Source organism: Variovorax sp. VaC1 (assembly GCF_043658315.1).
GTDB lineage: Bacteria > Pseudomonadota > Gammaproteobacteria > Burkholderiales > Burkholderiaceae_C > Variovorax.
Genome location: NZ_JBIGLT010000002.1, coordinates 683,691 through 696,794, shown reverse-complemented (window position 1 = coordinate 696,794; position 13,104 = coordinate 683,691). Strand labels below are relative to the sequence as shown.

Sequence of the window (13,104 nt, the reverse complement as noted above, 5' to 3'; positions counted from 1 at the left end):
AACGCTGCAGATCGGCAGAGCTTTACTTTTCATGCCCGAATTACCCGAAGTCGAAGTCACCCGGCGCGGCATTGCCGACCGCATTGCCGGCGCGCGCATCGATGCCGTGCGCATTGGCAAACCGTTGCGCTGGGCGTTGATGGTGTTGCCCGAAACGTTGGTCGGACGGCAGGTGCGCGAAGTGCGACGTCGCGGCAAGTACCTGCTGATCGACCTGGATCGCGGCATCCTGCTGCTGCACCTGGGCATGTCGGGCAGCCTGCGCTTCGATGCCGCGCTGCCGCCACCGGGCGCACACGATCATTTCGATCTGGTCACCGACCGTGGCACCTTGCGCCTGAACGATCCGCGCCGCTTCGGCGCCGTGGTCTACGTGGAGGACGAAACCGCTCCCTGGGCCATCAAGTTGCTCGGGGGGCTCGGCATGGAGCCGCTGGGCGATGCCTTCGACCTCGATGCGTTCCATGCCGGGCTCAAGAAGCGCAAGACGGCCATCAAGCAGGTGCTGCTGGCCGGCGACGTGGTGGTGGGCGTGGGCAACATCTATGCCTCCGAGGCGCTGTTCATGGCCGGCATACGGCCGACACTTTCGGCCGCGCGCATCAGCCGGCCGCGGGCCGCGAAGCTCCATGCGGCGGTGCGCGAAATACTGGCCCGGGCGGTGGAGAAGGGCGGCAGCACCCTGCGCGACTTTTCCAATGTGGACGGGCAGAACGGTTATTTCCAACTGGAAGCAACCGTTTACGGCCGGGCCGGAGAGCCCTGTCGGGTTTGTGCAACGCCGATCCGGCAGCTGCGCCAGGGGCAGCGCTCCACCTACTACTGCCCCAATTGTCAAAAGTAGCTTCGGGCGCCTCCGACTGAATGCCCCGCAAACGGTTGCTCCACGACTTGCGATGCTATATTTGTAAGTAGTTTTTTACATATTCCCCTTGAGCCGCTCTTTCAATCAACAACTCGATCAGCACGGTGCCTGGCGAAGCAATTTCGCGCACCGGCTGCAGTGGCTGTCCCGCTGGCTGACCGAGAACGAGCTGCTCGACCAGTCCGTGGCCGAGCGATTGCGCGGGCTCGAGACGCAGATCCGCACCAGCAAGGTCATGGTTGCGTTCGTGGCCGAGTTCTCGCGCGGCAAGTCGGAGCTGATCAACGCGATCTTCTTTGCCGGCTATGGGCGGCGCATCATGCCCGCGAGCGCGGGGCGGACCACGATGTGCCCGACCGAGCTTGGCTACGACGCCGCGCTCGCGCCCAAGCTGCGCCTGTTGCCCATCGAGACGCGCCTGGAGCCGCATTCGCTGGCCCATTGGCGCGAGAAGCCCACGCGCTGGACCGAAATCGCCATCGACGTCGGCAACGCCGAACAACTGGCGCAGGCCATGGGCAAGGTGGCCGAGGTGCTGTGGGTCGACAAGGAAGAAGCGCGCACGCTGGGCTTCTGGAACGACGACACGCCCGACGACAACCCGGTGCAGAACGCCCAGGGCCGTGTCGAAATTCCGCGTTGGCGCCACGCCGTGCTGAACATGCCGCATCCGCTGCTGGAGCAGGGGCTGGTGATTCTCGACACACCGGGCTTGAACGCGATCGGTGCCGAGCCCGAACTCACGGTGAGCCTGATCCCGCAGGCGCACGCCGTCGTCTTCATCCTCGGCGCCGAAACCGGCGTGACGCGCTCCGATCTGTCGATCTGGCGCGAGCACCTCATCACCGAGGACGAAGGCAACAACACGCGCTTCGTGGTGCTCAACAAGATCGACACCATGTGGGACACGCTGAGCACGCCTGCGCAGATCGAACAGCAGATCGAGCGCCAGCGCGACGGCGCGGCCCGCCTGCTCGAAGTGCCGCTCGCGCAGGTGCTGCCGGTTTCCGCGCAAAAGGGGTTGCAGGCCAAGATCCAGCGCGACGGTCCGCTGCTCGAAGCCAGCCGGCTGCCGGCGCTCGAGGCCCTGCTGGGCGAAGGCGTGCTCGGCAAGCGTGAAACCATGCTGCGGCTCGCTGTCGATGCCGGCATGACTGCGTTGCGCATCGAAGCCGAACGCATCCTCAAGGTGCGCCAGCGCGACCTGTCCGAGCAGGCGCTCGAACTGCAGGGGCTGCGTGGCAAGAACGTTTCGGTGATCCGCCACATGCGTGCGCGCATCGATCAGGAGCATGCCGAGTTCGAGGGCAGCAACACCCGCATCCTGGCGCTGCGTTCGGTGCAGGGCAAGCTGCTGCGCGAGGTGTACGCGGTGCTGGGCCGCACCGCGCTCAAGGCCGACATGGTGCGCCTGTCGACCGCGCTCAAGCGCCCCGGCGTCAAGTTCAATGTCCGCAAGGTGTATTCGGAGACCTTCGATTCGCTGCGCAACAACCTGCGCGAAGTGCAGGCGACCACGGCTGAGATTCAGTCGATGCTGCACGCCACCTTCCGCCAGCTCAACGCCGAGCAGGGCTTCACCCTGCAGGCGCCGGCCGAGCCCGACCTCACGGGCTTCGAGCAGGAGCTCAGCCAGATCGAGCGCAGCCACATCCATTACCTGGGCGTGGGCAACCTGCTGAAGCTCGCGCAGGCCGACTTCTGCGACAAGCTGGTGCGTGCGCTGGCCAGCCGGCTGCGGCTGGTCAATGAAGCCGCCATGACCGAGGTCGAGCGCTGGAGCAAGGGCGCGAGCGCGCAGATCGATGCGCAGCTCAAGGAGCGCCGCCGCAACTTCAGCAAGCGCATCGAAGCCATCGAGCGCATCCAGAGTGCGGCAGGCAATCTGGACGAACGGCTGATCGAACTTGCCGCACAGGAAAGCAACCTGGCCGAGCTTCATCTGCGCCTGCGCGATTTCACGTCGCTGATCTCGCAGCATGGAAAGCCGCAGCAGGGCGCGGCGGCCGCTGTCGGCGAGTTGCGTGCGGCCTGAGCGTTCCGCCCCCGCGGCGGTTGCCACTTCTTCGACGTTGCCACCCGGCTTCGCTGCCCAGATCGTGAGCTGGCAGCGCAGCCACGGACGCAGTGAGCTGCCTTGGCAGAACACCCGCGACCCGTACCGGGTGTGGCTTTCGGAAGTGATGCTGCAGCAGACGCAGGTCTCGACAGTGCTCGGTTATTTCGCGCGCTTTCTCGACCGCTTTCCGGACGTGAAGGCGCTGGCTGCAGGCACGGAAGACGAGGTGTTCGGCCTCTGGAGTGGCCTGGGCTACTACAGCCGTGCGCGCAACATGCATCGCTGCGCGCAGGACGTCGTCGAACGATTCGGCGGCGAGTTTCCGCGCACCGCCGTCGAGCTGGTGACTCTGCCCGGCATTGGCCGTTCGACCGCCGCGGCCATTGCCGCCTTCTGCTTCGGCGAGCGGGTCGCGATCCTCGACGGCAACGTGAAGCGCGTGCTGACGCGCGTGCTCGGCTTCGGCGGCGACATGTCTTCGTCGGCGCAGGAGCGTGCGCTGTGGGACCTGGCGACGCAACTGCTTCCGCCTGCCGAACAGCGCGAGGCGATCGCGCACTACACCCAGGGCCTCATGGATCTGGGCGCCACGGTCTGCCTGCCGCGCAAGCCGAGCTGCATGATCTGCCCGGTCAACAAGACCTGCGTGGCTCTGCGCGAAGGCGCGCCGGAGCGCTATCCCGTCAAGACCCGCAAGCTCAAGCGCAGTGCCCAGTCGCTCTGGGTGCTGCTGGCGCGCGATGAAGCGGAGCGTGTGTGGCTCGAGAAGCGGCCGGCGAAGGGCATCTGGGCTGGCCTGTATTGCCCGCCGGTGTTCGACAGCCGCGAAGACTTGCTCGCTGCGCTGCCGCCCTCGGCGCAGCATGGCGCGCACGACCTGCCGCCCTTCGTGCATGTGCTGACCCACAAGGACTTGCACCTGCATCCCGTGCAACTCCAGGGCCACCAGCCGCAAGGCGAGGCGGCGCGTTGGGTCGATGCCGAGGAATGGGGCCGGTTGGGCTTGCCTGCACCGGTGCGCAAGCTGCTGGAAAACGGCGCGGACTGATCGATCAGCTCGCGTCGAGTTCGCGGTGGCGCTTGAGCGCGCCCCAGCGTGCGCCAAACAAACGCGCCAGTTGCTCGACCAGGAACACCGACCGGTGCTGCCCGCCAGTGCAGCCGATGGCCACCGTGACATAGCTGCGATGGTCGCGCGCCAGCGCGTCGAGCCAGTGCGACAGGAACTGCTCGATGTCGTCGTACATGCGCGCCACGTCGTCGTGCTCGCGCAGCCACTCGATCACCGGCTCGTCGCGGCCCGTGAGCGGGCGCAGTGCCGGTACGTAGTGCGGGTTGGGCAGCATGCGCACGTCGAACACGTAGTCCGCGTCGAGCGGCACGCCGCGCTTGAAGGCGAATGACTCGAACACCAGCGTCAGCGCGCTTTGCGGTGCCGAGATCAGGGCCTTGATGTAGCTCTGCAACTGCGCCGGCCGAATCAGGCTGGTGTCGATCACGTCGGCACCGTCGCGCAGATCGGCCAGCAGCTCGCGTTCGAGCTCGATGGCCTGGATGAGCACGCGGTGCTGCTCGGGCACGTCGGTGCGGCCTTCCTGGCGCGAGAGCGGGTGGCGGCGGCGGGTTTCCGAATAGCGGCGCAGCAGGGCGTCGGTGGTCGCGTCGAGGAACAGCGAGCGCAGCGAGACGCCATCGCGCCGCAGCGCCTCGAGTTGTTGCGGAACGATCGGCAGCGACACGCCGCTGCGCACGTCCATCGCGATGGCCACGCGCGTGGCCTGCTGCTCGTGCTGCAGCGCGATGAACGAGGTCAACAGCTCGGGCGGCAGGTTGTCGACGCAGTAGTAGCCCGCGTCTTCCAGCGCATGCAGGGCCACCGATTTGCCGGAGCCGGACATGCCGGTGATGAGCACGAGGTCGAGGTTCATGGCGCGGTCGCCGATGTCTTGTGGCCCAGCATTTCGCGGGCGTGTGCGAGCGAGGTCTGCGAGACCTTTTCGCCGCCCAGCATGCGGGCGATTTCCTTGGCGCGGTTGTCGTTGTCGAGCCGCGAGACGCCGCTTTCGGTGCGCGGGCCGTCCTTGCCGGCTGCAGCCGTCTGGCGCTTGGCCACCACGAGGTGATGGTCGGCGCAGGCGGCCACCTGGGGCAGGTGGGTCACGGCAAGCACTTGCCGGTCGCGGCCCAGTTGCTTCATCAGGCTGCCCACGGTTTCGGCCACGGCCCCGCCGACGCCGGCATCGACCTCGTCGAAGATCAGTGTCTGCGCGGCGCCGAGCTGGCTGGTCGTCACCGCGATGGCCAGTGCGATGCGCGAAAGCTCGCCGCCCGATGCCACCTTGCCGATGGCGCGCGGCGTGCTGCCGGTGTGGCCGGCCACGAGGAAGGCCACGTCTTCCAGGCCGGCGCGGCCGGGCTGTGCCAGCGGCTGCAGCTCGACCTCGAAGCGCCCGCCCTGCATGCCAAGGCCCTGCATCGCGTCCGTGACGGCCTGGCCGAGACGCGGGGCGGCTTGCTTGCGGGCCTTGCCGAGCGCCTTGGCTTCTTTCATGTAGGCCTGCTGCGCGTTCTGCTCGGCGCGCTCCAGGCCTTCGAGGTCACTCTGCGCGTCGAGGGCCTGTAGCTCGGCCTGCCAGCCAGCCAGCAGCGCCGGCAGATCGGCGGGCGTGCGCTTGTAGCGGCGCGCAAGCGACATCCACAGGCCCATGCGCTCGTCCAGTTCGGCCAGGCTTTGTGGGTCGGCTTCGGCGTTGCGCAGGTAGCCATGCAGCGAATGGGCCGCGTCCGAGGCCTGCGCCACGCAAGAGGCGAGCACCTCGCCCAGTGTTCGAAATTCGGGTTCGATGTGTTCGCAGTTCTGCAGCAGCGTGGCCGCGCGTGAGAGCGCAGACAGCGCGCCGTTGTCGTCGTCTTCCAGCGCCTGGCTGGCACCCTGCGCTGCGTCGATGAGCGCTTGCGCGTTCGAGATGCGCGAATGGTTGGTCGACAGCTCTTCCCACTCGTCGACGCCTGGCGCGAGCTTTGCGACTTCGGCGATCTGCCATTGAAGCCGCTCGCGTTCGCGCTGCAGAGAGTCTTGTGCCGAGCGTGTGTGCTCCAGGGCGGATAGCGCTTGTCGCCAGGCTTGCCAGGCGGCATCGAGCGCATCGGTGCGCACACCCGCGTAGGCGTCGAGCAGGCCGCGCACGGCCTCGGGCCGCGTCAGGCTCTGCCAGGCGTGTTGGCCGTGAATGTCGAGCAGTCTGTCGCCCAGCTCGCGCAGTTGGGTGGCAGTGGCGGGGCTGCCATTGATCCAGCCGCGGCTGCGGCCCTGCAGGTCGACCGTGCGGCGCAGCAGCAGGGCGTCGCCGGCTTCGAAGCCGCCTTCGTCGAGCCAGGCGGCAAGGGCAGGGTCGGCGTCGAATTCGGCGCTCACGTCGAGCCGTTCGGCCCCTTCGCGCACCGCGCCTGCGTCGGCGCGGTTGCCGAGCGCCAGCTGCAGCGCGTCGATCAGGATGGATTTGCCGGCACCGGTTTCACCGGTCAATACCGTGAAGCCGGTGGACAGGTCGAGTTCGAGTGATCGCACGATCACGAAGTCGCGCAGTGCGATGCGTCGCAGCGCCATGTCAGGAGCCCCCTTCGTTCCAATGAAGTTTCTTGCGCAGCGTGTCGAAATAGCTCCAGCCGCGCGGATGCAGGAAGCGCACGCGGAAATCGGAGCGGCGCACCACCACGCGGTCGCCGATCACGAGCGAAGCCAGCGATTGCATGTCGAAATTGGCGCTGGCGTCGCGCCCGCCCACCAGCTCGATCACGATCTCGTCGGCGTCGGGCAGCAGCACCGGGCGGTTCGACAGCGTGTGCGGCGCGATCGGCACCAGCACCCAGCCGGGCACCGCCGGATGAAGCAAGGGCCCGCCGGCGGACAGCGCATAAGCGGTCGAGCCCGTGGGTGTGGCGATGATCAGGCCGTCGGCGCGCTGGTTGGCCACGAAGTGGCGGCCCACCGAAACGCGCAGCTCGACCATGCCGGAGGTGGCGCCGCGATTGACCACCACGTCATTCATGGCGAGGGCGTCGAACACCGAGACGCCATCGCGCATGACCTGGGCGTGCATCAGGCTGCGATGGTCTTCCTCGTACTCGCCGGCCAGCATCGGGATCAGCGTGGCCTGGTAGTTGTCGAGCGGAATGTCGGTGATGAAGCCGAGCCGGCCGCGGTTGATGCCGATCAGCGGGATGCCGTAGCTGGCGAGCTGCCGGCCGATGCCGAGCATGGTGCCGTCGCCGCCGACCACCAGGCCGAGGTCGCAGCGCTGGCCGATTTCCTCGACCGACAGGGCTTCGTAGCGGGGATGGGCCGGGGCGCCGTCATCGGCTTCTTCCTCGCAGGTCGAGCGCTCGACGAATACCTTGCAACCCTGCGATTCGAGGAAGGCGCCGATGCTCTCCATCACGCCGTCGCGCGCATCCGCCTGCGCGCGGGCGCCGGAAGCCTGGTATTTGCCGATCAGGGCGACGTGACGGAAGCGAGAGGTCATATCTCACAAATTACAACACTAAAATCTTGCAATGCTGGACGACCGTGCCAAGTTGCTGCTCAAGACGCTCGTCGAGCGCTACATCGCCGACGGGCAGCCCGTCGGATCGCGCACGTTGTCGCGTTCGTCGGGGCTGGACCTGTCGCCGGCGACCATCCGCAACGTCATGTCGGACCTCGAGGCGCTGGGGCTGATCGCCAGCCCGCACACCTCGGCGGGCCGCATCCCGACGCATCGCGGCTACCGCCTTTTTGTCGACACCATGCTGACCGCGGAGCGCGAGCAGATGAGCGCGCCGAGCCTGGCGCCCGACCAGCCGCAGAAGGTGATTGCCAATGCGGCGCATCTGCTGTCGAACCTCTCGCAGTTCGTGGGTGTGGTGATGGCGCCGCGGCGCGCATCGGTGTTCAAGCAGATCGAATTTTTGCGGTTGTCGGAAAACCGGCTGCTGGTGATCATCGTCTCGCCTGACGGCGACGTGCAGAACCGGGTGATCTTCCCGGAGGCCGACTATTCGCAGTCACAGCTCGTCGAGGCTTCGAACTACATCAATGCCCACTATGCGGGCCTGACCATCGAGCAGGTGCGCGACCGGCTGCAGTCCGAGGTCGAGAAGCTGCGCGGCGAGATCGCTGCGCTCATGCAGGCGGCGGTGCAGGTCAGTTCCGAGGTTTTGACGGAGGCGCAGGAAGACGACGTCGTGATTTCCGGCGAGCGCAACCTGCTCTCGGTGAGCGATTTTTCCAGCGACATGGGGCAGTTGCGCCGTGCTTTCGAGCTCTTCGAGCAGAAGGCGCAGCTCATGCGCCTGCTCGATGTGTCGAGCAAGGCCGAAGGCGTGCGCATCTTCATTGGTGGCGAGAGCCAGGTGGTGCCGTTCGAAGAACTTTCCATCGTCAGTGCCAACTACGAGGTCGATGGGCAGGTGGTCGGCACCCTCGGGGTGATCGGGCCGACGCGGATGCCTTACGAGCGCATGATTCAGATCGTCGACATCACATCGCGGCTGATCGGCAATGCGCTGAGCCATCGCAAGTAAGCGAGCGGGTGGTGCGGCACGAATAGAATCGTGCCCGCGTGGGCCGTTAGCTCAGTTGGTTAGAGCAGCGGACTCATAATCCGTTGGTCGATGGTTCAAGCCCATCACGGCCTACCATGTCCCTATAGAGAAAGCCCGCTACCAAGATTGGTAGTGGGCTTTTTGCTGCGCTGCAGCTTGGGCATCAATCGATCGGGATTGACGCAGTTGGTCGGGCCGAATACGGCAGGGTCAATCGGAGTTCTCGGGGTGATGGCAGATTCACGCTGACAAGCAGGCTATAATCGAAGGCTTCGCGGCTGTAGCTCAGTTGGATAGAGTACTTGGCTACGAACCAAGGGGTCGTGGGTTCAATTCCTGCCAGCCGCACCACTCTCGAATGGACCAGAAGGTTGATGCCTTCTGGTCCTTTTTCTTTTGGGCTCGCCTTTTGGCATCTTGCGGGCGTCGGGCCGGGGGCTCGAGGGCCACAGCCATCGTCGACTTCGAGGTGCTCGTATGCACGAGGCGACGGTCTGCCCTGTGGGGCGGCCCCTGCGCTTTCGCTCCGTCAGCTCAGTCCAATCTGCGCGTGTATCTCCTTGATCACGGCCTCTTTTTCCCGGTTGTAGACCTCCGGATTGACCGGGTCGATCATGTGCGCGCGGTCCTTGGCTTCCTCGTACCTCCTGCGCAGGTCTGGGCGTCGCTGGAGGATGTCCATGAACGCCAGCGAGTCCTTGTGGACCGGATCGCCGTGATGGCAGATGTGGATATTGATGTTGTAGTTGCGTCCGTTGTGTTGAACGCAGCCGCAGACATAGGGCTTCTCATCCCTGTCGACCCAGACGGCACGTCGGTGAAATCCAAGTCTCTCGAATTCCGTTTGCGTTGCGCGCAGGTTCTGTTCGCCCGTGATGGCGGCAATGTCAACCATGGGCTTGCCCCGCAGCCCATGAATGGCGGTGCTCCCGATGTGAACGAGCTCCACGCTCTCGAGATTTTCGTGAACGTACCGCTGCACTTGCGCGAACACGCGGGCGTACGCGGGGTCGTAAGGCAGGATGTGGCGGTGTTCCAATCTTTCATCGAACGCGTTGACTTTCATGGCGGCTCCATGTGCCTCCTCGCTACCGATCAGTACGCTCGGATCTTGTGTGGCGCACGGCTTGAATGCGGTGCCGATACAGGGAAATCGGGCGTGTTGCGCGAGGCACGTGGCGCTGCGGCAGCGGAGTCTGCTGCCAAGGCGCTTTTTCGCCCCGGATCACGCAAATCCGAAAGGGTAGAAAAAACAGGCTATAATTGCAAGCTGTGCGGCTGTAGCTCAGTTGGATAGAGTACTTGGCTACGAACCAAGGGGTCGTGGGTTCAATTCCTGCCAGCCGCACCACTACAAGGAAAGCCCGCAACGAAAGTTGCGGGCTTTTTTCATTTGGAGGAGGGTTCTGCGTTGAGCAAGGCATTCACCAAGGAAACCGACACCGACGGAGATGACGACGACGGCTCCGGCGGTGCCGTGCCCGCGTTGCCCGCAGGCAGCAAGAACTACATCACGCCAGACGGTTACGCGCGACTGCGCGACGAATTGCTGCAGTTGATGGATGAAGAACGCCCGAAAGTGGTCGAGGCGGTTCACTGGGCGGCCAAGAACGGGGACCGCTCTGAAAACGGCGACTACCTCTACGGCAAGAAACGCCTGCGAGAAATCGACCGGCGCATCCGATTTCTCACCAAGCGGCTCGAGATTGCCGAGGTCACGGATCCCTCGGTGCATCACGGCCGCGACCAGGTTTTCTTCGGCGCCACCGTTCGCTACATCGATGAAAGTGGCGACGAGCGAAGCGTCACGATCCTTGGCATCGACGAGGCGCAGAGCGCCAAGTCGCAGGTCAGCTGGATTTCGCCCATCGCCCGGGCACTGCTCAAGTCGCGCGAAGGTGATGTGGTCAAGCTGGTGACCCCGGGCGGGGCGCACGAAGTCGAGATTCTTTCGGTGAGCTATCCGGCGCCGCGTCCGGCCGCCGCCTAGCAGCGAGCGCGCCGCGGCCCTGCCATCTCAAGGGGCGGGAACGGTCCTTGCGGCGGTCAGCACCGACGTGGTTCGCCGCGCGGCCCGCAGCACGGCATCGAGATGCGCACGGTCGCGCACGGCGATCACGAAGCGCAGGTCGGTCGAATCCTGCGGGGTCTCGTCCGCCATCTCGACATGCGTGATGTCGGCTTCCGCATCGGCCAGCGTGGCAGCAACCCGTGCCAGCACGCCCTTGTCGTTGCGCACGGTGATCACCACACCGGTTTCGAAGGCACGCGTGGGCTCGTCCGCCCACTCGACGGCGAAGAAGCGCTCGCTGTCCTTGTTTCGCAGGCGCTGGCCCACGCCGCAATCTTCGGTGTGCACCACCAGGCCTTCGCCGTGTCCGAGGTAGCCGACGATCTGGTCGCCCGGAATGGGGCGGCAGCACAGTGCAAAGCGGACCGACGAGTTCTCGCTGCCATCGAGCGTGACCGCGCCTTGCGACACGGTCTCGTGCGAGATGAAGCGTTCGCGGCTCAGCAGCAGCGCATCGGGCCGTTCACCCAGTTCGGAAAGCAGCGCCATCAGCCGCTTGGCCACGATGCTCGCGATGCGCTTGCCCAGGCCGATGTCGGTCAGCAATTCGGAGCGGGTGCGGTTGCCGGTGAAGCGCAGCAGCTTTTCCCACAGTGCCTGGTGCTCTTCGTCTTCCTCCGGCAGCTTGCCGAGGCCTTCGGCGCGCAGCGCCTGAGCCAGCAGTTTTTCGCCCAGGCCTTCGGATTCCGCATGGGCCAGGGTCTTCAGGTAATGACGGATCTTGGAGCGCGCGCGGCCGGTGCGAACGAACCCGAGCCAGGCAGGATTGGGCGTCGACACCGGCGCCGTGATCACTTCGACCACGTCGCCGTTCTTCAGCTCGGTGCGCAACGGAACCTGGTCGCCATTGATGCGCGCGGCCGAGGTGTGATCGCCGATGTTGCTGTGGATCGCATAGGCGAAGTCGACCACCGTGGCGCCGCGCGGCAGCGCCATGATCTGGCTCTTGGGCGTGAAGACGTACACCGCGTCGGGAAACAGGTCGACCTTGACGTGGTCCCAGAACTCGGCGGCGTCGCGTGTCTCGTCCTGGATATCGAGCAGCGACTGCAGCCACTTGGTGCCCAGCCTGTCGTTGCTTGCCGCGTTCGGCTCGGCGGCCTTGTAGAGCCAGTGCGCCGCCACGCCGGATTCGGCGACCACGTGCATTGCCTCGGTCCGCAGCTGGAACTCGACGCTCACGCCGGCGGGGCCGACCAGCGTGGTGTGCAGCGACTGGTAGCCGTTGAGCTTGGCGATCGCGATGTGGTCCTTGAACTTGCCTGGCAGCGGCTTGTACATCTGGTGAAGGATGCCAAGCCCGGTGTAGCAGGCGATCACGTTCGGCACGATCAGGCGAAAACCGTAGATGTCGGTCACCTGGGCAAAGCTCAGGTGCTTTTCTTCCATCTTGCGGTAGATGGAATAGAGCGTTTTCTCACGCCCTGCGATCCGCAGCGTCATGCCGGCGGCAGAAAAGGCGGTTTCGACCTCTTTCTGCACCTTCTGGATTAGGTCGCGGCGTCGCCCGCGCGCCTTGGCCACGGCCTTGGAGAGGGTGGCGTAACGCCACGGCTTGAGATGCCGGAACGACAGCTCCTGCAGCTCGCGGTACGTTTGATTCAACCCGAGTCGATGCGCGATGGGCGCATAGATCTCGAGCGTTTCGCGGGAGATACGGGCCCATTTTTCACGTGGCGCGTCGGCCAGCGTGCGCATGTTGTGCGTGCGATCGGCCAGTTTGACCAGAATGACGCGCACGTCGCGCGCCATGGCCAGCAGCATCTTGCGGAAGGATTCGGCCTGGTTTTCTTCTCGGGTGTTGAACTGCAGCTTGTCGAGCTTGGTGAGCCCGTCGACCAGTTCGGCGACCGGGGCGCCAAAGCGTTCGATCAGCTCGGGTTTGGTGACGCCGCAGTCTTCGATTGCGTCGTGGAGCAGGGCGGCCATCAGCGCCTGTGCATCGAGCTTCCATTCGGCGCATTGCGCCGCCACGGCGATGGGGTGCGTGATGTAGGGCTCGCCACTGTTGCGCAACTGGCCCAGGTGGGCTTCGTCGGCAAAGCGGTAGGCGCGGCGGACCAGCTCGGTGTCTTCGGGGCTCAGGTAGTCGAGGCGCGCCGTCAAGGCGGCAAAGCTTGCGGCAGCCGCGTTCAGCGCCGCCGGACTTGGCTTCGGCGTGCCCGAGGGGGCATGGGACTGATGTTTGGCGACCGCGCTCATGGCTACCACTTTAGCGTGACCGTTCCATGGACGCGTCCAAGCATAAAAAAAGCACCGCTTTGCGGTGCCTTTTCGTTGCAGGGCTGCGTCAGATCAGCCCGGCACCTTCTTGAGCATTTCGATGCCGATCTTGCCTTCGGCGATTTCGCGCAGGGCGGTCACGGCGGGCTTGTTCTTGCTTTCGATCTTGGGCGCGTGGCCTTGGCTCAGCATGCGCGCACGGTACGTGGCGGCCAGAACGAGCTGGAAGCGGTTCGGGATCTGAAGCAGACAATCTTCGACGGTGATGCGGGCCATGATGAGAATCTTTCGGTCGGTGAGCGG

11 protein-coding genes and 3 tRNA genes are annotated in these 13,104 nt (G+C 65.3%); 8 read left to right on the top strand and 6 right to left on the bottom strand.

From position 1 onward, the window contains the following. Positions 1-31: 31 nt before the first annotated feature. The 3 genes from mutM (at position 32) to mutY (ending at position 3,972) form a co-directional block, all read left to right on the top strand. Positions 32-844 (top strand): bifunctional DNA-formamidopyrimidine glycosylase/DNA-(apurinic or apyrimidinic site) lyase, encoded by an 813-nt coding sequence (gene mutM / locus ACGLHS_RS10210; RefSeq protein WP_394479266.1) that lies wholly within the window; start codon positions 32-34, stop codon positions 842-844. Positions 845-932: 88 nt separating this feature from the next. After that, complete coding sequence (locus ACGLHS_RS10205) at positions 933-2,900, top strand: dynamin family protein (protein WP_394479264.1); 1,968 nt, start codon at positions 933-935, stop codon at positions 2,898-2,900. Positions 2,901-2,937: 37 nt separating this feature from the next. After that, on the top strand, positions 2,938-3,972 hold the full coding sequence (gene mutY / locus ACGLHS_RS10200) for an A/G-specific adenine glycosylase (protein WP_394479261.1): 1,035 nt from the start codon (positions 2,938-2,940) through the stop codon (positions 3,970-3,972). A gap of 4 nt (positions 3,973-3,976) precedes the next feature. Here mutY and rapZ read toward each other — a convergent pair whose 3' ends face one another. Genes rapZ through ACGLHS_RS10185 form a run of 3 tightly spaced genes read right to left on the bottom strand, consistent with a single transcriptional unit; the run spans position 3,977 to position 7,447 of the window. Next, positions 3,977-4,852: an RNase adapter RapZ gene (gene rapZ / locus ACGLHS_RS10195; RefSeq protein ID WP_394479259.1), complete on the bottom strand. Its 876-nt coding sequence runs from the start codon at positions 4,850-4,852 to the stop codon at positions 3,977-3,979. Next, positions 4,849-6,531: a DNA repair protein RecN gene (recN, locus tag ACGLHS_RS10190; protein WP_394479257.1), complete on the bottom strand. Its 1,683-nt coding sequence runs from the start codon at positions 6,529-6,531 to the stop codon at positions 4,849-4,851. Before recN ends, rapZ begins: the two co-directional genes overlap by 4 nt. A gap of 1 nt (position 6,532) precedes the next feature. Next, the gene (locus ACGLHS_RS10185; protein WP_093247310.1) at positions 6,533-7,447 is read right to left on the bottom strand and encodes an NAD kinase; all 915 of its coding nucleotides are present in this window, start codon (positions 7,445-7,447) and stop codon (positions 6,533-6,535) included. 31 nt (positions 7,448-7,478) lie between these two features. Here ACGLHS_RS10185 and hrcA point away from each other — a divergent pair, with 31 nt between their 5' ends. The 3 genes from hrcA to ACGLHS_RS10170 all read left to right on the top strand — a co-directional run bounded on the left by hrcA (position 7,479) and on the right by ACGLHS_RS10170 (position 8,858). Continuing rightward, the gene (gene hrcA, locus ACGLHS_RS10180) at positions 7,479-8,486 is read left to right on the top strand and encodes a heat-inducible transcriptional repressor HrcA (protein WP_093237766.1); all 1,008 of its coding nucleotides are present in this window, start codon (positions 7,479-7,481) and stop codon (positions 8,484-8,486) included. A gap of 40 nt (positions 8,487-8,526) precedes the next feature. After that, positions 8,527-8,603: transfer RNA gene (locus ACGLHS_RS10175), tRNA-Ile, on the top strand. Between the two features lie 178 nt (positions 8,604-8,781). Continuing rightward, positions 8,782-8,858: transfer RNA gene (locus ACGLHS_RS10170), tRNA-Arg, on the top strand. Between the two features lie 178 nt (positions 8,859-9,036). Here the strand turns inward: ACGLHS_RS10170 and ACGLHS_RS10165 are convergent. Then, positions 9,037-9,573, bottom strand: a complete 537-nt coding sequence (locus tag ACGLHS_RS10165; RefSeq protein WP_394479254.1) for a GrpB family protein — start codon at positions 9,571-9,573, stop codon at positions 9,037-9,039. Between the two features lie 208 nt (positions 9,574-9,781). Here ACGLHS_RS10165 and ACGLHS_RS10160 point away from each other — a divergent pair. Both ACGLHS_RS10160 and greB read left to right on the top strand, forming a co-directional pair. Next, positions 9,782-9,858 (top strand) — tRNA-Arg (locus ACGLHS_RS10160). Positions 9,859-9,918: 60 nt separating this feature from the next. Then, the gene (greB, locus tag ACGLHS_RS10155; RefSeq protein WP_394479252.1) at positions 9,919-10,497 is read left to right on the top strand and encodes a transcription elongation factor GreB; all 579 of its coding nucleotides are present in this window, start codon (positions 9,919-9,921) and stop codon (positions 10,495-10,497) included. Positions 10,498-10,524: 27 nt separating this feature from the next. On the opposite strand, the gene ACGLHS_RS10150 is transcribed toward greB, so the two are convergent. Continuing rightward, positions 10,525-12,780 (bottom strand): bifunctional (p)ppGpp synthetase/guanosine-3',5'-bis(diphosphate) 3'-pyrophosphohydrolase, encoded by a 2,256-nt coding sequence (locus tag ACGLHS_RS10150; protein ID WP_093237771.1) that lies wholly within the window; start codon positions 12,778-12,780, stop codon positions 10,525-10,527. A gap of 93 nt (positions 12,781-12,873) precedes the next feature. Then, positions 12,874-13,077, bottom strand: a complete 204-nt coding sequence (gene rpoZ / locus ACGLHS_RS10145; protein WP_021009011.1) for a DNA-directed RNA polymerase subunit omega — start codon at positions 13,075-13,077, stop codon at positions 12,874-12,876. Positions 13,078-13,104 lie beyond the last annotated feature (27 nt).